Origin of the sequence: Candidatus Microthrix subdominans (assembly GCA_016719385.1) — a bacterium.
Taxonomy (GTDB): Bacteria; Actinomycetota; Acidimicrobiia; order Acidimicrobiales; family Microtrichaceae; genus Microthrix; species Microthrix subdominans.
The window spans coordinates 1,050,003-1,067,638 of record JADJZA010000001.1; the positions used below are offsets into that span (position 1 = coordinate 1,050,003).

A 17,636-nucleotide genomic window follows, 5' to 3' on the forward strand; every position below is an offset into this window, starting at 1 on the left:
ATGAACCGGCCAGCGTACCAAGGGGCGGCGCAACCACGAACGGTGAGCTACAACAACCCAAACACATACACCCCACGTCCTCCCTCAACCACCCGTATCTCCCCATTCATCTCCATGTCTCGTACCCAGCCTTCAACATCCAGCTGCACATACGGCCACAGTCCTTCGGGTACGCCAGGGAAGTGGTCGATCGACACCCCCATGTCGTCGAGCATCGACTCAGCCCACTCAGTGGTGGAGCTGAATTCCCCCTCAAAGCGCTCCTCGAAGCTGTGGAACGGATCATCCTCGGGCGCCATGTCCCGAATGTCATCCCACCAGACCCCGAAGGCAGCGCCGTGCTCGACAATGCCCTGCGCCAGCTCGCCAATTTCCGCCAGCGACTGGTACTCACCGATGCGCACGTTGCCGAAACCCTCGTAGTCGTGGACGGCGTACTCCTCAGCAACCTCCCCATACCGCTCAGCCGTCGGTGATTCTGCCAGCATCTCCTGGGCAACCTCACCGAGAATCTCAGCCTCGTGGTCTGCATCGACCCAGCGCCCATGTAGGACCCCGGCGTTGTAGTCGGTCAGCGATGCCAGGTAGATGCGGGGCGGAGTCGGAGGCCGTTCTCGACTCAGTCGCCCTTCTTCTCCATGCACAGCAGCCTGGACCACCTCGTCATCTGCCGCGTCCACCGCACCCTCTGCTTGCTGTGCTCCGCTCGTCTCGTCAATCCTCATGTTCCACCTCCTCTCGGGTCGCTCCGCGCCCGTTACGTGCTTGTTTCTCTCCGTCGACGACCGTCGTGGTGTCGACCACCGTTTCCGTTGCTGCCTCACGCTCGGCGCGAGCGCCAGCGATCCGCTGCTCAGCCAGCCCGATGAACTCCTCACTGAGCTCAATTCCCAGCCAGCGCCGTCCCAGCCGCTCCGCCACCACGCCGACCGTGCCCGCCCCCATGAACGGATCGAGCACCAGCCCTGGTTGCCAGTCTCGTTTGGCGCAACTACAGGACTTTCTGACCACCGCTCGTACTGCCAACGAACCGAGCCGCTGCTCCAGTGGCGGTCGCCGCCAAGCCGTCCCACAGCTCAGACAGGTCCGTTCCGGGCAGCCTGCCAGCAGTGGGCGCTCGACCAGCCCTTCGGGGAAGGTGGCGAAGTGGGCACCGCGGTAGGCGGCAGTCGGTTGTGTCCAGACATCACCTGGGTTCTTGCCCAGCGGATGCGACGACCGCCCAGCCCGCTTCATCGCACTCAGCCCTGAATTGTCCCCGGCCAGCGGTCCCGACCAGCTCGGCCGACCACCAGCTGCCGCCTCGTACTTGGCGGCACATCCACGCTTGCCCGATGGCTTCTTGCGAGTCGTCCCCTCAGTTGGCGCCACCCGCACCGCATCCAGGTCAAAGAAGTAGCTGCGTGAACGCACCAACAGGTAGATCGGCTCCCAGGTGCAGCTCAGCCGATCCCGTACCGAGGCGGGCATCGGGTTGGGCTTGGCCCAGACCAGCTTGTTTCTGACCACCCAGCCGTCTTCAATGAGTCCCACCAGCAGCCGCTCAGGCCCCAGCAGCAGACTCTTGGGCGGGGCACCGTGCTTGTCATGGCGGGAGTAGGTGTCACCCAGGTTCAACCAGACCGACCCGTCCTCCTTGAGGACTCGTGCCACCTCGGCCATGACCGCCCGCAGCCCTGACACCCACTGGGCAACCGTCTGCTCCGCACCCAGTTGTCCATCCACTCCGTAGTTGCGCAGCAGAAAGTAGGGAGGCGAGGTCACCACAGTGTCGACCGATCCCGTCGACAGCTCCTGCAGCCGTTCCAGCGCGTCACCAAGCAGAATCCGCCCACAACCACCCCGACCACCGACCTCATCTGCCTCGACCAGCTCAACCACTTCCTTATCTGTCCGAGCGGCAGCGCCGCTCGTTGGTCGACCTGCAGCCCCTTGCAGCTCTGCGCCCTGGCCGTCTGCCTTCTCCATTCGTCCTTCGTTCTTCGTCATGCTTCGTCTCCTTCCGTTCCTTCGTTTGCTTCCATCTCGTCACCGAGCAGCAGCGATGCGCTGCCCTTCGCCGTCCTCACCTCGAACATCTCGCTTCCAGGTGGCGGCAGCTCCGCCAGCGTGCGCAGCAACAGCTCTTTCCGCCGTCGGTCGGGCACCGACCAGAGCACTTTGGGGAAGACCCCACCGAGCTGCTGCTGCTCTTGGCCAGTGCGCCAGTACTCGAGGTACTGCCGTCCTTTGGCTCGGATCCGTCGCAGCCCTTCGGTGCCTCGATCCACCTCTACGAACCAGACCAGCTGCTGCCCGCCGACACTCAGCCGCACGCCCAGGTCAGGGCGCAGACTCCGCTTGGCCCCATGGAGCCCGAGGTAGTCCCGCCAACACGATGGTTCGGTTTCCAGCGCCATACCCGAGCAGCGCTCCTCCCGCTCGGCTTCCACCAACGCCGCTACCAGCTCGGCCACCGCCAGGCTGTGCCCGACGAAGCTGGTGCCAACCTCCTCGGGCGTTCGGGCCCGTCGGCCTGGAAACAGCGCAGGGAAGACCAGTCGCTGCCCTCGGTAGCCGAGGCAGTAGACAAACCCGGCCGAACCGCTTCCGCTGCCACCGACCCGCCGCGGCAGTCGGTGCAGGTAGCCGTCCTCGCTCAGTCTTCGCAGCACCGCCTGCGCTCGGCGTCGCCGACCGACCTCAGACCCTTCAGCGAAGTGCAGTCGGCGCAGTTGGTCGGCACTGGCATGGCCCAGTCGCCCAACATCTCGCAGCACCGCAAGGTCACGCTTCGACGGTTCGGCCACTGGTGCTCGGCGCCGACTCATGACCAACCACCCAATACGACGCCCAGCACCGGTTCCCAGCGCCACCTCACGGCCTGCTCACCCCAAGAAGGGGAGACAGTCAACGGCAGTTCTCGGTGCCAGAACGCAGTCGCCCCAATGGGAAGCGACCCCTGGCTCAGCGCAGGGACGCGAAGACCGACGCGAACGCCCCGGAGGGGCATGGAGCAGGAAGCAGAGAGCAGGTGGCAGAAGAGCCCCCAAGAGCGAGAAACTCCCGACTTAAGCGCGCTCAACAGGCGGTTCACGACCGACCCCCATCGTCATTACCTGGGATGGTCCCGAAGTCCCCGAAAGCGTCAGCACTCGGACCGCCAGCGGCGGTCGTGGATCGCCCATTGACGTCACTGCCACCACCCGAACCTTCAACCAACTCGCTCAGCCGTCGCTCGGTTTCCCGCCGATCCACTCCAACCCGTCGACGATTGGTGCTGAGCACCGAACTGAGCGAACGCTGGGCGGCGGTCAGCGGCACCGTTCGTGCCGAGGCGTAGCCGCTGGCCTGGTTGCCTGACACCAGGTCGACGTAGGCCTCGAAGGCAGGCAAGCCAGCGAAGTCGCTCGGCTGAAGTGTTCCGCCCGAGCGCTTACTCATGAGCACGGCGTCGTCGTGGTCCAGTCCAAACACCACCCGACTGCCTGCGTTGGCCAACACTGCTGCCCGCACCTCTGGGCTGAGTTGTCCGAGATGCTGGTGTGCCAGCACCAACCCGACCCCCAGACCCCGCGCTTGCACCAACGCCTCGCCCAGCGCCAGCGGCAGTCGCAGCAGGTCCTGAAACTCATCGAGGTAGACGAAGACGGGCGAGCGCTTACCGCTGCGCATTCCTGATCGGGCCTGGCTGGCCTGCCAGACCTGGTGCAACACCAAGCTTCCCAGCAGCGTGGCAGCCTCAGCCCCCAGCTCACCCCGCGGCAGCCGAACCAACAATGCTCGACCTAGCGCCGCCTCCGCTCCGAAGATCTCGCTGAGGCCGAAGCGTGGCTCGGTCTGTCCGAGCACCGCCCGCAGGTCAGGTCGCAACAAGAAGCTGCGCAGCTTGTTCATGACCGGCGCCAGCACCTGAGCCGACTGCCCAGGTGACAGTTCGTCGAACCAGCCCCAGAACCCGGCCAGTCCCAGCGGGTCTCGCTGTCGTGCCAGCGCCACCAACGGACGACGGAAGCCAGGGTTGGTCAACAGCAGCGGCAGCTCCACCAGGCTGTGCCCAGGTTCCAGTGCCAACGTCAGCAACCCAGCGTGCAGCACATCTCCCAGCCGTGGTCCCCACGACTCAGCCCACAGCGAATGCAACACCCCGAACAGTCCTTCCACCGCCAGCCCTGATCCCGGGCCACCAGTCCCACCCGCCAGCGGGTTGATACCCAACGGCGCTCGGTCGGTCGGATCCAACACCGCAACTCGCTCCAGCGCATGGCTGGGCAAGCGGCGCAGCACGTCGTCGACAAGATCGCCCTTGGGATCGACCACCACAACGCCGCGCTGCGCCGCAATGTCTTGCAGGATGAGGTTTGCCAACAGCGTGGATTTTCCAACGCCTGACGGTCCCAGCACATGCAAATGCCGCAGACCAGATACTTCATCGAGCACCAACGTGCCGTTGACCGATGGGAACGCAGACACCGCAACCACTCGTTGACGCAACCGCCGTTGGACTTCCGCCTTGCTGACAACCGCTCCGTCCACCGACTCATCCACCAGTGGTCGACATACACGTGCGCTCGGTCGCAGTAACCGCGTCGCTGGCATGTCCGCACTCGGAGCCTGCTCAGCACTCAGGCCCAGAGGCCAACCCAGCACCGCTGCCAGCTCATCTGCTTGCAGCACTGCCGGCGGATCCAGTTGTGGCAGCACCAGCCGATTGCTTCGTGACCGCACCCACCACGACGTCAACCAGCGCGGCTGCAAGCTGGCACCAGGCACCTGGGCCACCTTGAAGACGCCGACCACTTGGGACACCAGACGTTGCCGCCGACCACCACTGGCAGCCCACACCGCCACCCGCCCAACACAGGCAAACAGCTGCTCGGACTGCTTCTTGCGCGCTGCCAAGGTGGCTTCGCTGTCCAGTACAGGCGCAGCTTCGCCCCGCAATAATCCCCAAGCAGCTGAGATAGGAGAGTCATCTGCCCGCCCATGAGCGGGCGGCGCCACAGGTGAGCGAGCCAGCCAGCCGCCAACCAGCCACTGCACGACCACCGTCTCCTTGCCACGCAGCCCAACCCCGATCTCAAGTAGCCCGCGTGCAATCTCGGCCTGCAGCTCCGCTCGCAAGGTGCGTCGCTTGGAGCGCAGCCCCAGCTCAACGGCCAGCGTCGTGCCCGCTGAAGCAGTCGGAGAGCCCACAGACGCCTTCGCTGCTTCCTCGGGCAGCACCGCCACACCAGGTAGCCAGTCCTCTAACTGACGCCGCAGGGCGGTCGCTTCGCTCCTATGCAGTCCAACCCACCAACTCGCTCCGGCAGCATCCAGTCGCAGCTCGAACACCAGTGGCTGCACCACCGACCACCAGCCAGCCCGACCCCGTGCCGCCAGCGAGCGCAGCCAGGCAACCGCCAGCTCTGCCTCCATCTCGGCGGGGAAGCGCAGCTCGCACCACACCAAGTCGGGGCGTCTCACGATGCCGCCTTGGTCGCTTCACCAGCGTCGTCCTCAGGCTCATCCACCACTACTTCCGCCTGACTCATGGCGATCTCAATGAGCGCCTGCGCCAACCGCTGCACATCTGGCTTGGAGCGCCGCACAGCACGAATCCGAACCCCTGGCTTGCTCGCCACTTGCTTCATTGTTCCGGCGTCCTTATTCCGATTTTTACTCATTGCCTCGCTCCTTTCGTTCATTTGACCTTGCTTTGCATCCGCGCTCGATATTTGATTCTTAGGCGATGCTTCCCAGCGACATCCCACATCCACCCAGCTCTAAATCTCCAACCATTCACCACAAACCCCTATCTATTGTTATGCGTCGCTTGCAAGCGACAGTCAAGCTCTCCAACCACCACAAACCGTCCAATCTCGTCATTTACCAGAGCTGGTCGATTCGAAATTTCGACGTTGTGGAATTAGCTTCGTTCGTCCTGCTGGTGCCGGCGGTCTCCGCGTCGCTGACGATCTGCTGACGCCGTGGACGGCACTGTCGACATGACGGAGGGCGGAGGACGAAAGTGGCGAACAGGGAAACGGGACACCGAGCCGTCCTTGTTGTCTGCTCCCTGATCTCTGTGCACTGTGATCCGAGCCATGCCCGAAGGGCAGGGCGTCCCTACCTCCAGCGCCAGCGCTGCCAGACCACGAGGGCGCTCAGCACGAGCACCAACCCCGCTGCCACCAGGAGCAGCGGTTGCAGTCCCTGCACCACTTCCCACAGCCACTGCCCAACCAACACCAACCCGACCAGGTTGAGCACCACCCACCACGCCGACCGAAACAGTTGGCGCAGTGGGCCAGGCTCAGCCATGCTCAGTCCTCCCACTGCTCGTCAGTGGAGGACCACTCGGTGCCGTCGCCGCCAGGCGAAGCACCAGGCAGCCGCTGCCGTGACACCTCCAGCATCTGCGCAAAGGCCTGCGTGGCCTGCTGATGCATCCGCCAGGACGCCTTCTGGGCTTCGTCGTGCAGCCGAGCCTTCTCGGCCAGCTCAGCAGCCGAAGGTGCGTATACCGCCCAGGTCACCACCAGACCACCCAGTGCCAGCATGCCCAGCACCACTCCGATGAGAAAGACGATCATCCCGCTCACCGCCCCATCTTCCGAGCAGCATCGGACACCACTTCAGCCAGCGACAACGCCGTCATGTCAGCAATGCCCTGCAACCTGGACACCGCCAACGGGCACGCCATACCGAGCTGTCCTTCCAACTGCGACACCATGGCCACCGTCTGCATCGCCTGCTGTCCGACGTAGCCGACAGCCTGAGCCCGAGCCGACTCCAGCTGTGCCTGCACCTCCAGCCGAGCCAGCCCGACCCGCTTGGTGCGCTGCAACTGCTCGACCTGCTTGCGAGCCAGACGGTCGGCCTTGCGCTCCACCAGTGCACCGACACCGGTTGGTACCACCTCGCTGGACTGCTGGGAGTAGGGAATGAGTTCGGACATGAGCAACCTCCGTGGTTGATGCCAGACCGCCACCCGAAACCTTCGAGCGTCCTCCGTTGCCTGACGAGCGTCACCACAGCACCGCAGGTGGTGGTTGCCCTGGTGGTCCCTCAGGTGGTCTTCTGGTGGTTCCTCGGTTGGCTCTGCTGAACTGGCTGCGTCATGCCACCCCAGGTCGAACCGCCGCTCTTCGATGATCTACTGAGCGACCTGAAACAACTGCGCCGTAACGGACTGCTCCAGCTCCGTCAGCTGGACCTCCCTGCGCTGGCCCAGTCGGTCCGCGCTCTCGACCTGGTTGAGATGGACCGTGCGGTCACCGCACCATCCATCGAGCAGCTAATCCGAAGCGCCGTCGTCGAGCTAGGCGAGTCGAGGATCGGGTTGACGGCGCGGGTACTCCTCGGACTGACCGAAGGCGACCGAGACCGAGAACCCGCCCAGCTACGCCGCCTGGCAGCCGCTGAATGGGGCGTCAGCTTGGAGCACTTCCGTCGACAGCCCGAGACTCAAGTGCTGTCCCAGACTGCTGAGATGATCCTCGCCCAGATCCAACGGCGGTCGATGCACCTGACACACCTTGAGATGGCCCGCCGTCTACCGACCGACTCACGCCTGGCCGTCAACTGGCTGGAGCGGTTCGAGGCCTACTACCGCATCTGGAGCACCGTCTCGGGACTGGGCGGCGACCTGACGGCCTACCGATCTACGTTGCTCGAAGAAGACCGACCGTGGGACCAGCCGCCCAGTGAGGACTGGCCCGACGGGTACACCCAAGAGTTCCAGGCCGAAGGTTACGGCCGCTCAGCGCTCTTCCACTACGCGACGTTTCTGGTGCGGCTGGATGGCTTCATGACACGCTTCGGTGGGCAGTGGCTCCTCAGTGATGGGGAAGCAGAGCAAGACGTTGCCGATGCCACTTACCGCATCGGCTGGCACGTCAGTGAGATGAACCAACGAGATGACTCGTACCTACGCAGCCTGCACCAAAAAGCGGGCGGCGAGATCCACCAGTTCCTGACTCTGCTGGCAGCCGACAAGCAGGTCGGCATGGTGACCCACGACGAGTGGCAAGACTGGCTACGAACCTGCCAATGCACCTGGACGCACGACGACAGCCAGACAGACCGAGAGCACTTCCCGACCAGCCGAACCCACCCATGCATCCAGGCCGACTGCCAGCCCCACCAGGTCATCCGAGCCTGCACCGACTTCTTGCTGCTGGTTGATGAGGACTGGAGGAGGATTGCGGATTGGTATGGGTTGGAGGAGCAGGTGAGGGTCGGAATTGGCGGCGAAGCGCTTACAAATTCGCCACCAACTTCCTCTGGCGAGCGATTTGTTACGAGAGTTGGCAACCGTTGAATTCTCAGCTCCAGAACGCCAGAAGGATGGCCAGCACAACCACCGGCACTAATAACCAGCTCCAGTTGAGTAGGTATAGCAAGACAACAATAACCAGTCCTACTGTAGCAATAACGTAACGACGGTTTCGAGTAGATTTGTTCATATTGTTTCTAGTCTACGTAAGATGTCGACAAAACACAACCACAAACTGACAGCTGACCCCCGAAAGAGGGAACGGTGAGATCGCAACTGCGATCCCTCCGTTCCCTCTCGACGGCGAGCTATTTAGTATCTCTCGCCGTTTGTGCGCCATGCTCAGCGGCAGGAACCACCGTAGTAGTGCCAAACCCAGTACTGGCCGGTCCATGAACGGTGAACCGCCAGACAGCCGCCACGGTTGTACGCCCAGCCCGCATAGCCGGAGAAGACTGCCAGGATCGCCGCTACGGCCTTGCTCACCGAGGGCTCAGGGATATACGAGCCGGCTGCGGCTGCCCCAGCTGCGCCGAACATGACGTTGTCGAACGTCCTCAACCGCCCGGATGCACCGAGGTTCAGCCGCCACCTGCCACTGCCAAAGGTCATCAGAATCTCTACAACCACCTCAGCTCTGTCGACAGCTAGCCGAGCAACCTAAAGGTGGAAGCCACTTGAATGGACAGAGGAACAGAGTGCCAATCTGGCTAGATCGGAATAGGACCCGCAAGTGGCTACGCCGCTCATTGGCCCACGTCTGACAGACCGGCACCTATCTCGGATAGAAGTCAAACTTGAAGCGAGGGACCAAGAACGCCCAAAAAATACACGAAACGAGCAGCAACAACACATTGGGAGCGAAAGATCCGAAGGAGAAGGTAGCGTCCAGAGGACGAGGGTCAATACTCGCCACAGTAATTGGCAAGAGGCTCGAATACTGATTGACACTGTCAGGCATGTCACTTACACCTATAGACCATTGCCAACCAGGGCTCGATACCAAAGCGAAAAGCAGAACACCAAGCACGATCGTAACGACTCCCAACGTCAAAGCCATCGCCGCAACGCTGAGCACCCTGTTCCGGAAGCGTTTCGCTAGCCAGACAGCGACCATGCACAACGATAGGTAGGAGACGATCGAAATCGCCTTAGCGCCAAGGTAGTACATTACGACGATTAAAAGATTACCATGCCGCGCGTCACCGAGTTGAACCACGTCCACCGGGAGTGCAATCAAGAACAAGACATAAAGATATGCCCCCAGCACGGCCGCCTTGGCCAGAAGCACCCTTCGCTGAGGAAGGGGACTCAGATGCATCAGCACATCTGATCCCAAATAATAGAACGAATATAGCACGTAAATGCAGTACCCTGCCACGAAGAACCAAACCAACATCTTGGTCAGGGAGTAGAGGAGAAGCATAGTATCCGAACGTAGAACGAGCCACGCTATACCAAGTGACACATTCGCGAATGCCGCAAACGCGAACGGCCAAAAGTGCTTTCTTGCCTCAATTCGCCAGGGCACGTACCGTCTCCTTAAAGAATACTTCCAATGAGACACCTGTCTCCAAAACCGAATCCGTCGACTGATTGGCTACGAGCCTGCCATGGCCTAGTATGACCACCCAATCGAAAAGCCCATCCATGTCGTCGATCAGATGAGTGCTCAGAATCACCAAGGAGTTCGGAGTTCGGTATTCCTGGATCATGTCCTTGAGTGCGTCCCGTGTAAGAGGGTCGACGGCAGCGAGTGGCTCATCAAATAGGTAAACATTCGAGCGCCGCGCGAGAGATAGGCCGAGATGAAGCTGTTCCGACATGCCGCGAGAACACTCACCAACTTTCTTATCCAAGTCGAGCTGCAAGCGCGAAAGAATTTGGCTGGCCAGCGGCTCATCAAAATCGGGATAGAGACGCGAAAACAATTGCAGGCACTCCCTCAGTGTAAGAAACTGATAGAGGAAAGGTTTGTCTGGAAGAAAGGTGATCGAACCCGGATCGGGCGCTTTGATGCGGCCATCGAATGACGAAATCAAACCCGCTAAACATCGAAGCAGAGAAGTCTTGCCAGCGCCGTTCACTCCAAAGAGACCGACCAGGCCTGCATCGTCCGGCAGATCCAGAGAGACTTGGTCGAGGGCCAGACTCTTGCCAAACTTCAAGGTAAGCTCATTGAGTGCGATTATAGGTTCCAAGTCAGCCTCCTTTCAGCGGTTAAGCAATGGCGATACCCAACTCCAAGTGTACCACAATACGAGTACCACGCTTGTGAGCTTCAGGGCCTTAACCCACCAGGGGTTCGCCAGCTTTGACTTCAACTCGTTCGTGCCCGTCAGAGCTAGGATGACACGGTACCCGTCCGAGTTCAAGAACGGCACCGCGTTGAAGACGAGGCTAAGCACCATCAATTGGATTGCAAAGAGAAGGCCATCGGAGTGTAGGACTGCGATGTTCACCACGATCGCAATCGAGTTGAGAATCACGTTTGCACCGATTCCCGCACTGTGCACAACAACCTTTTCATACTTGGAAAGGAGAAGCGATTCATTCATCCGTACGTAGAATGCTGGCAACACCACAAAGTGAAGTTTGAAGCCGACCTTATCGGCTTTCCGGCCAAACCATCGCAGCGCCAAAACGTGACCTGCCTCATGCACTGCGATCGTGAGGAACGCGAACATGACCAAGGGAAGGATGGAATCCAGTCCCGCCTGGCCAGGCGAAGCCAGTCCTAAGAAGAGGAGCTGACCCACAAGGGCTGACATCACGACGAACAGCAACCCTATGCCAAATCGATTCGACACACGTGGCTGACGAACCTGCAGGGCCGTTCGCAGATCGTGAGGAAGAACCTCGACGTTCGATTGGAAGTAGCGGCCGGATTCTTTATGGCAAATGACTGCAATGCGGTTTTCGACGCTTACCTCTAGATCGGGTGTTCGAAGTGCTAAGACAGTCAAGCTACGACCTTAGCGTAATCCAAGATCTCCGATTTTATGGCTCGGACATACGATTCATCGCTGAAAAATGATACCGCAAAGTTCACATGCCGATACCACTGAGTCGACTTTAGCAACATCGCTTTCTGGTAGGGCTTCAGCTATGCGGGATTTGAACCATCCCAAGCCCTCTCGCTGGATGATCGACAGCACGGCATTTCTTTCGACCTTGGTGATCAGTGTCTCGATCGACTCGGTTTCTACCTTTCCCAACGTTAGGGGAGTATCAAAGATGACCGGCGAGCAACATGGGTAAGCATTTCCATCGTGGTGAAGGATCAGTTCAAACCCGGGGCACCGGTAGCTTGACTCCGTGATCGGCTCCCGCTCAAACTCAGAGTCTGGCAAGTCGCGTGCGGCCCCGGCTGGAACGATAGGGAAACGAGTGATGGGGACGCAATAGGCGGCAGTCCCGAGGTTCTCGATAATTTTGAAAGAGTCGCGGGTCCGGCTTACTGCCATGTTGAGAATCACCGGGATGTGGCTGGCCTTCGACGCGTTGAGAGCATTCTTTATTGTGTCCAACGGTACGTCGTCGGCATGGAACTCATCATAGCTAATGGTCAGGGAGTCAAGACCTGCCTGTCCTAGCTTGTCGAACATCTCACTTGCAGTTGCTGGGGTTCTTGCCCAGTACGCATTACTAACACAGGTTACGCGCTTCCCGGCCTTCGAGACGGTTCGGATGATGTCTAGCGCAAGATTGACTCGCAACAGCGGTTCGCCACCAGTGAGCCCTACCTCTATCACGTCTGGATGATTGACGGCATCGTCAACAATACGCCAGATGGTTTCCTCGTTGAGGCGGCTCTTGGCCCGTGGTGAGCTAGAGACGCAGCAGTGTGCGCATTCCGCATTGCAACGGGCGTCGAAGTTGAGCCCGATGCTCTGCTTTGGTCGGTTAGTCACGGGGGCTCCAGTGATAGGCGTGTTATTGGTGGCAAACGACTGAGATGAGGCACCCCTTCGCCCAGACAGTCGTGTGCTTAACACTTCTTGAAGTTGGCCGGACTAGCCGGAACCGGCAATCCAATTGCCCTTCTTCTTGATGAAGTACCACAGGTCGTCGACGATTGCCAGCTCAGCAACGTCTTCGTCCATTTCAAACTCAGCCAAGAGCGAGCCCTTCTCGGGCGTCTTGACGGAGGAGGCAATGGTGAGATCGTTCATATTATCACCTCCCTTCTTGGAGGGATTCTGCTCTGTGCGAGGGGTGCCCCACGGATGAGCAGCGTAATTCACGCCTTGTTCGAACGCAAGCGATTTTCCCAGCAAATTCGTACACAGTGCCGTCCTTGCAGCCCGAAATAGAGCCTTTGCCTGGGCACGGTGCGGGGGAATTCCTAAGGCGATCTGCTCGAATGGTCCGCCGCGGCAGCTGTAGTGGGCTCGACATGTCCACTCGTTAGCTCTGGCCCGGTCATTATTCTCCCGCCAGCGGTCCATTGCAAGGCACAATGTTTCGGCTCGTGCGGTTCCGCGGATCGAGCTTCCCGAAAGGCTGTAAGGAAGCGCCACCTGGGTTCAGTAGGCGGCAGGTAGCCGACATTTACTCCGCCTCTTTCTGGGCTACCTGGCTCGACAACGAGGAGATCCCTCGGGAGATCTACCCCGAAATGCGCGAGCAAGCCATCCGAGCCGACGGGCGCTGGCACGACGCAACCTGTTCTCCGCCACCGTCCGCTTGGGTGCAACACCGTCCCCTGCGCCAGCATCGCCGCTTCGTCTTCGCTGCTGACCGCTACATCTGCCGCGCCGCCATAGTCGCCAACGGCAACTTGCCCACAAAGCGTCGCCCTGAAGTTCGACGAAGGAGTTAGGGGGGTTTGCTATCACGTCCGTAACCCCGATGTGAAGTACCCATGCCCCGGAATTGTCGTCGCGCTCCACGCCGGTGGACTCGACGAGGTCCCAACAGGTCGTGAGGTCCTCAAATACCGCTCGGGCTGCGTCATCGGAGCACGATGTAGCCTGGATGGTGTCGGCGAACGCCGAGACTGGGATCGGTTCAGGCGGGAAACCGCCGCAACTACCTGACACGAGAACGAGCAGTGCCACCAACAAGACCAGGTGAGAGTTCTTCACGGCCTGTGACTCTAGTGGCCTCGCGGCAGCGCGCATACGTAGTTCGCGGTTGCCGAGTGGCGATTCTTGTGGCTGTTGGGACTGGCTATGGCGCAAGGGCACGAATCGGTTGAGTGGACTAGCGGACGACGCTGAACGTCTGCGCAGAGCCGAGGGACTGGAGTCGGACGATCCGCCATGGATCGTCCAGTGGCTGCGGGATCTGATCACTCGTGCTGGCTGGCGTACCCACAAGCGTTGCACGGAGGGCGGGGCAATGCTTGTGGTCCCTGAGCTGAATGGATGAACAACAAGAGCAGGATCCGATAGCCCCCCTACCCGCGGCGCTTGACGTTGCAGCGGTAACTCCCTGGAACGAACGCACGTTCGTTGTTACAATGAACATCATGTCTAGGAAATCAGCCGTCGTCCATCCCGAACCGTCGCCGTACGGCTCTGCCATGGATCTCCCGAGCGTCCAAAAACAACTTAAGCTCCTGCAGGGCGGCAAGCTGGTCACGCGGGTCATTGCTCGTGATCAGCGACAGAAGCTCGTCGACCTGGAAGCCGAGCTGCGTCGACTCATGGGCACCGTCGACCAGTTCTACAATCTGCTGGGCGCCCGCCACTGGGTCTTCACTGACTGCTTCTCCGTCGACGACATCGAGAAGATCCTCGATTCGACCGATGACGCGGAAGCTGCTGAGGCCCAGCTGATCGAGCTCCACCGCAACCCCGAAACGACCAAGTTCTGGCTGATGCGGCTCCAAGGTACCGATGGCTTGCGCCAACGGATGCACCAGATCAAGCGTGCTATGGATCACTACCAAGCTGACCAGTTCGATTCCTGCGTACTCCAACTGATCGCTGTCATGGACGGATTCGTCAACGACTTCGAGCCTGAGAAGCGACAGGGCCTGGCTGCTCGCGACCCTGAAGAGATGGTCGCTTGGGACAGCGTTGTCGGCCACAGCCTCGGACTGTCCAACGCGCTTAAGCCGTTCACCAAGACAATCAAGAAGCGGATCGACAAGGAGGTCCACGACGTCTTCCGTCACGGCATTGTCCATGGTTCGGTTATCAACTTCGACAACGTCATCGTGGCCTCCAAAGCTTGGAACCTTCTCTTCGCTCTGGATGACTGGGCGAAGGCAACCATCAAGGCTCAGCGTCCAGCCGACCCTGAGCCGCAGTTGCGAGAGGTGTTTGCTCAGCTGGCCAAGACGCAGCGGCTGAAGCAAGGCACCGAAGCGTGGGAGCCGCAGTCATTCTCTCAATCAGACGCGGGCTTCAACGAGCACGAGATTGCTGAGCGGACCAGAGATTTCATGAACGCCTGGGAGTCCGGGAACTACGGGATGCTCGCCACATTCCAACGGCGCATGCTCGTGGCTGGTGATTCACCGGGCGCTCAGGCAGGCCAGATGCGTGACCTGTTCGATTTCTTCCACCTGTCCGAGTACGAGCTTTCGGAGATAGACAACGAAGCGCCCGTCATCTACAACGTGCACGGGACAGCCACGGTCAACGGGCAGCCAGGAACCTTCAAGTGTCGCTGGATTCTCGAAGAGGATGACGGCACTCCTGCCCCGCTCAGCGAGACCGCCCAGTGGGGACTGGTGTTCTGCAATCCGACGATCTGGACCCTCCAAGCAGGTCTCTCGCTGACAGGCCCAGGGGATTCATGAACCCCTCCGATATCCAGTGGGGAACAGCAGCCGACTGGGCTGCCGCCATCGGAACGATTCTTGCCTTCGGTGCGGCGCTATGGGTTATCAATCGGGAGCGGGTTGAAAGAAAGCTGGAGGCATTGCGTCGTCGCGAGGAAGATGCGCGGCGACGGCGTGCCCAGGCACAGTCGATCGCAGTCTGGATCGAAGGTGAGCTGATGCCTGATGGCTCGCAGGAGAACGGTGGCACGATCGTCAAGATCCGAAACGTCAGCGGTTCACCTGTCGACAACTGCGTCGCGCATGTTCTCCATCCGATTGGCGGTCCTAATGATGATCCTGAGCATCCCGACCACGCCCGCTGGGAAGTGCACATTGGCACCTTGCCGCCAGGTGAGACGATCAGCGACACAGTGTCTCGGGACTGGATCAACCCAGAGCTGATTGTCTTCCCTGGACTCGTCGCCCAAGTTGCCTTCACGGATTCGGAGGGAGTGCACTGGATGCGACAGGCCAACGGAACCTTGGAGGAACGAGAGTCGCCACCTCGTATGTGTTAGCGAAATCGGAGAAAGCCAGACCAGCCTGACTACTCGCACGTATCGCATAGAGTGAGGGAGAGGAGGCTGCTGTGATATCAGCAATGCCGTGCATCAGCTCGCTTGAGCGATCGGCATGTCATCACATCTTCAGGTTAACTGCCGTCTACACCTTTCGATTGCTTCCTCAGTATCGAGAGGTGCCTGGAAGTGACTTGGAACTCACCTGTCCGTATCCCATCGAGTTCACTTGAGGTGGCGGCCCATGTGCCGGTGACGCTCATGCTGTCTGATGGCCGCATCATGATCATGGGTACTTCTGGAAGCGCCGCGGTCTCGTACGGTCGAAGGTCAACAGGGTCAAAGTCAATCTCAACTGGATAGCTCTGTAGAACCTCGTAGCCAGGCAACCAATCAAAGTTCATGGGCGAAATCGATGCTGTTAGTGCTGAGGGCAAGATCGATCCTCCCAGATTGAGTTTGAAGTCTCGTGGACCCCACGATCGTGGTGGCTTGGGAAGATCCACTAGGTCGACGTCAGGCGGAACGGCGACTACTGCGTCGGTGAATTCCACACGGATCGCCAGACCCTTGATATTGCGGTCAGAAGGGTTCGACAACTCCAGCTGAAAGCTTGAGGACCAATTGGATTCTTGGTTGGCGATGATTGCGTAGGGGAGTACCCGAATACACTCATCCAAATATTCTGTCACCTCGCGGCGGTACTTCTCTGGGGTTCGATCCTCTGGCCGCTTTGACCAGGCCTCCTCCATCATTCGGGTAGCCAGGGTTTTGGCTCTGTTGGCTGCTTCTTCGCTACTCGCGTCGCTCTCGGGTTCCTTGATCGATGCACGTAAGGCATCAAGGTCAATGGTCTTGCGTTCCTCGTCTGCCACTTGACCTCGACGCTGCGCGGCGGCTTCCCATTGCTCAAGTGGTTGCAAGAGGATCGCCTCTTGCTTCGTGCGCCAGTGATCCGACGAGACCTGACTCAAGTCCACCGATTCCAGCGCCTCTCCGATTGCTAACACAGTGATCTCGCTGAGATTCTTACGGCCCGACAACAAGCGTTCTTGGAGCACCCGCAGCTCTGCCGAGTTTGCCTGCCGCGTCTGGCCCGAACGCCGCAGATAGACCTGACCGTTGGTGCTGGTTCCGAGCTGCTTCCTCATCGTGTGGATTGGATCACCATCTCGTGGGGGTGCCACCGTGATGACCAGAATCGAATGATCTGTACCTGGATAGGTCAACCAGGTTGGTTTCCACAACGGCCCGTCGTCGCCGACGTAGGGACCAATCTTGTTGGTGAGATCGGCAGGATCCAAGGGATCATCGATCCCATAGACACTGCCGGGCTCCACTCCGACTACGAAGTGTCCGTAGCCGTCGTAGAACCGTCCAGCCTTGCTGGGGTCTCGATTCGCGAAGCCCAGAATGTTCGTCACTATGGGAAGCAGCCCATCACCCTTGAAGACCAGTGCTGACTTCCACTCCAGGGCGTACGACTCGTTGTTGGCATCCGTCTCGTACACATGCTGAATGAGGCTTAGGAGGTCGGATTCACTTGGAAAGTGGCCTGTATCCATGGCTCAGTAGGATAGGGCGTACGAAAGCGGACTGTTTCCCAAAGGGCTTGCCTCTGGCAAACAGGTGCTTGGCTTTCGCCGCAACCTTCAGCACCTCCGTATCGCGTCGTAGTCGCTCATCAGCGCGCCCGCTACTGGCGGGGGTAGCCCTACGCTCCAAGGCGATCGACCGTCACCCGCACCAACTCATCCGGCCTCACTCCCAACGCCTCCGCCAACATCCACAGCGTCCTCATGCTCGGACTGTTCTTGCCTCGCTCAATCAGCGAGATGTACGTCCGATGCCGCCCACAGGCAAACGACAGCTCCTCCTGGGACATCCCCTTGGCCTCGCGCAGCTGACGCACCACTTGCCCGAACGCTGCCTCCAGCTCGTCTGCCACCCGCCCATCGTCGGGCCGTGCAGAACATCTATCTACAGCATATAGTCTGCAAGGGCGCCGATCGACCGATCGGCACTCCAGCAGAAGGAGGTGAGCCATGATCGGAGGAGGCGACGGCTAGACCAGCCGCAGATCCCAGTCTCTACA

General features: G+C 60.1%; 18 protein-coding genes. 3 read left to right on the top strand and 15 right to left on the bottom strand.

What is annotated here, in order from left to right; genetic code table 11:
* Nucleotides 1–47: 47 nt before the first annotated feature.
* The 8 genes from IPN02_04895 to IPN02_04930 form a co-directional block, all read right to left on the bottom strand.
* Entirely contained in the window at nucleotides 48–725 is a 678-nt protein-coding gene (locus tag IPN02_04895; GenBank protein ID MBK9296198.1) for an antirestriction protein ArdA, read from the bottom strand.
* The gene (locus tag IPN02_04900) at nucleotides 715–1,968 is read right to left on the bottom strand and encodes a site-specific DNA-methyltransferase (protein MBK9296199.1); all 1,254 of its coding nucleotides are present in this window, start codon (nucleotides 1,966–1,968) and stop codon (nucleotides 715–717) included. The genes IPN02_04895 and IPN02_04900 overlap by 11 nt, the downstream gene beginning before the upstream one ends.
* 17 nt (nucleotides 1,969–1,985) lie before the next feature.
* The gene (locus IPN02_04905; protein ID MBK9296200.1) at nucleotides 1,986–2,789 is read right to left on the bottom strand and encodes a replication-relaxation family protein; all 804 of its coding nucleotides are present in this window, start codon (nucleotides 2,787–2,789) and stop codon (nucleotides 1,986–1,988) included.
* A 283-nt stretch (nucleotides 2,790–3,072) separates the two neighbouring features.
* Nucleotides 3,073–5,448 carry a hypothetical protein gene (locus IPN02_04910; GenBank protein MBK9296201.1) on the bottom strand — a complete coding sequence of 792 codons (2,376 nt, stop codon included), beginning with the start codon at nucleotides 5,446–5,448 and terminating at the stop codon, nucleotides 3,073–3,075.
* Nucleotides 5,445–5,648 carry a hypothetical protein gene (locus IPN02_04915; protein MBK9296202.1) on the bottom strand — a complete coding sequence of 68 codons (204 nt, stop codon included), beginning with the start codon at nucleotides 5,646–5,648 and terminating at the stop codon, nucleotides 5,445–5,447. Before IPN02_04915 ends, IPN02_04910 begins: the two co-directional genes overlap by 4 nt.
* 442 nt (nucleotides 5,649–6,090) lie before the next feature.
* Nucleotides 6,091–6,285: a hypothetical protein gene (locus tag IPN02_04920; GenBank protein MBK9296203.1), complete on the bottom strand. Its 195-nt coding sequence runs from the start codon at nucleotides 6,283–6,285 to the stop codon at nucleotides 6,091–6,093.
* 2 nt (nucleotides 6,286–6,287) lie between these two features.
* Nucleotides 6,288–6,566: a hypothetical protein gene (locus IPN02_04925; protein MBK9296204.1), complete on the bottom strand. Its 279-nt coding sequence runs from the start codon at nucleotides 6,564–6,566 to the stop codon at nucleotides 6,288–6,290.
* A complete protein-coding gene (locus tag IPN02_04930; protein MBK9296205.1) occupies nucleotides 6,563–6,922 on the bottom strand; it encodes a hypothetical protein in 360 nt (119 codons plus the stop codon). Before IPN02_04930 ends, IPN02_04925 begins: the two co-directional genes overlap by 4 nt.
* 534 nt (nucleotides 6,923–7,456) lie before the next feature.
* On the opposite strand from IPN02_04930, the gene IPN02_04935 reads away from it, so the two are divergent.
* Nucleotides 7,457–8,287, top strand: coding sequence for a hypothetical protein (locus tag IPN02_04935; protein ID MBK9296206.1), 831 nt, complete (start codon nucleotides 7,457–7,459; stop codon nucleotides 8,285–8,287).
* Between the two features lie 730 nt (nucleotides 8,288–9,017).
* Here the strand turns inward: IPN02_04935 and IPN02_04940 are convergent.
* The 5 genes from IPN02_04940 to IPN02_04960 all read right to left on the bottom strand — a co-directional run bounded on the left by IPN02_04940 (nucleotide 9,018) and on the right by IPN02_04960 (nucleotide 12,417).
* Nucleotides 9,018–9,668 (bottom strand): hypothetical protein, encoded by a 651-nt coding sequence (locus IPN02_04940; GenBank protein MBK9296207.1) that lies wholly within the window; start codon nucleotides 9,666–9,668, stop codon nucleotides 9,018–9,020.
* Between the two features lie 88 nt (nucleotides 9,669–9,756).
* Complete coding sequence (locus tag IPN02_04945) at nucleotides 9,757–10,410, bottom strand: ABC transporter ATP-binding protein (GenBank protein MBK9296208.1); 654 nt, start codon at nucleotides 10,408–10,410, stop codon at nucleotides 9,757–9,759.
* A 45-nt stretch (nucleotides 10,411–10,455) separates the two neighbouring features.
* The gene (locus IPN02_04950; GenBank protein ID MBK9296209.1) at nucleotides 10,456–11,208 is read right to left on the bottom strand and encodes a hypothetical protein; all 753 of its coding nucleotides are present in this window, start codon (nucleotides 11,206–11,208) and stop codon (nucleotides 10,456–10,458) included.
* 54 nt (nucleotides 11,209–11,262) lie between these two features.
* Entirely contained in the window at nucleotides 11,263–12,156 is an 894-nt protein-coding gene (locus IPN02_04955) for a radical SAM protein (GenBank protein MBK9296210.1), read from the bottom strand.
* Nucleotides 12,157–12,258: 102 nt separating this feature from the next.
* Complete coding sequence (locus IPN02_04960; GenBank protein ID MBK9296211.1) at nucleotides 12,259–12,417, bottom strand: epipeptide YydF family RiPP; 159 nt, start codon at nucleotides 12,415–12,417, stop codon at nucleotides 12,259–12,261.
* A 1,193-nt stretch (nucleotides 12,418–13,610) separates the two neighbouring features.
* Between IPN02_04960 and IPN02_04965 the strand changes: the two genes are divergently transcribed.
* Together IPN02_04965 and IPN02_04970 are read left to right on the top strand one after the other, a co-directional pair.
* On the top strand, nucleotides 13,611–14,999 hold the full coding sequence (locus IPN02_04965) for a hypothetical protein (protein MBK9296212.1): 1,389 nt from the start codon (nucleotides 13,611–13,613) through the stop codon (nucleotides 14,997–14,999).
* The gene (locus IPN02_04970; protein MBK9296213.1) at nucleotides 14,996–15,541 is read left to right on the top strand and encodes a hypothetical protein; all 546 of its coding nucleotides are present in this window, start codon (nucleotides 14,996–14,998) and stop codon (nucleotides 15,539–15,541) included. The genes IPN02_04965 and IPN02_04970 overlap by 4 nt, the downstream gene beginning before the upstream one ends.
* 134 nt (nucleotides 15,542–15,675) lie before the next feature.
* Here IPN02_04970 and IPN02_04975 read toward each other — a convergent pair whose 3' ends face one another.
* On the bottom strand, nucleotides 15,676–17,106 hold the full coding sequence (locus IPN02_04975) for a hypothetical protein (protein ID MBK9296214.1): 1,431 nt from the start codon (nucleotides 17,104–17,106) through the stop codon (nucleotides 15,676–15,678).
* Nucleotides 17,107–17,255: 149 nt separating this feature from the next.
* Nucleotides 17,256–17,588 (bottom strand): helix-turn-helix transcriptional regulator, encoded by a 333-nt coding sequence (locus tag IPN02_04980; protein MBK9296215.1) that lies wholly within the window; start codon nucleotides 17,586–17,588, stop codon nucleotides 17,256–17,258.
* Nucleotides 17,589–17,636: the final 48 nt, after the last annotated feature.

Bases quoted from the DNA above. Each gene is read 5' to 3' on its own strand.
- IPN02_04895 (MBK9296198.1), bottom strand. From the start codon at position 725: ATGAGGATTGACGAGACGAGCGGAGCACAGCAAGCAGAGGGTGCGGTG.
- IPN02_04900 (MBK9296199.1), bottom strand. From the start codon at position 1,968: ATGGAGAAGGCAGACGGCCAGGGCGCAGAGCTGCAAGGGGCTGCAGGT.
- IPN02_04915 (MBK9296202.1), bottom strand. From the start codon at position 5,648: ATGAGTAAAAATCGGAATAAGGACGCCGGAACAATGAAGCAAGTGGCG.
- IPN02_04920 (MBK9296203.1), bottom strand. From the start codon at position 6,285: ATGGCTGAGCCTGGCCCACTGCGCCAACTGTTTCGGTCGGCGTGGTGG.
- IPN02_04930 (MBK9296205.1), bottom strand. From the start codon at position 6,922: ATGTCCGAACTCATTCCCTACTCCCAGCAGTCCAGCGAGGTGGTACCA.
- IPN02_04935 (MBK9296206.1), top strand. From the start codon at position 7,457: ATGATCCTCGCCCAGATCCAACGGCGGTCGATGCACCTGACACACCTT.
- IPN02_04940 (MBK9296207.1), bottom strand. From the start codon at position 9,668: ATGCTTCTCCTCTACTCCCTGACCAAGATGTTGGTTTGGTTCTTCGTG.
- IPN02_04960 (MBK9296211.1), bottom strand. From the start codon at position 12,417: ATGAACGATCTCACCATTGCCTCCTCCGTCAAGACGCCCGAGAAGGGC.
- IPN02_04965 (MBK9296212.1), top strand. From the start codon at position 13,611: ATGGATGAACAACAAGAGCAGGATCCGATAGCCCCCCTACCCGCGGCG.
- IPN02_04970 (MBK9296213.1), top strand. From the start codon at position 14,996: ATGAACCCCTCCGATATCCAGTGGGGAACAGCAGCCGACTGGGCTGCC.
- IPN02_04975 (MBK9296214.1), bottom strand. From the start codon at position 17,106: ATGGATACAGGCCACTTTCCAAGTGAATCCGACCTCCTAAGCCTCATT.
- IPN02_04980 (MBK9296215.1), bottom strand. From the start codon at position 17,588: ATGGCTCACCTCCTTCTGCTGGAGTGCCGATCGGTCGATCGGCGCCCT.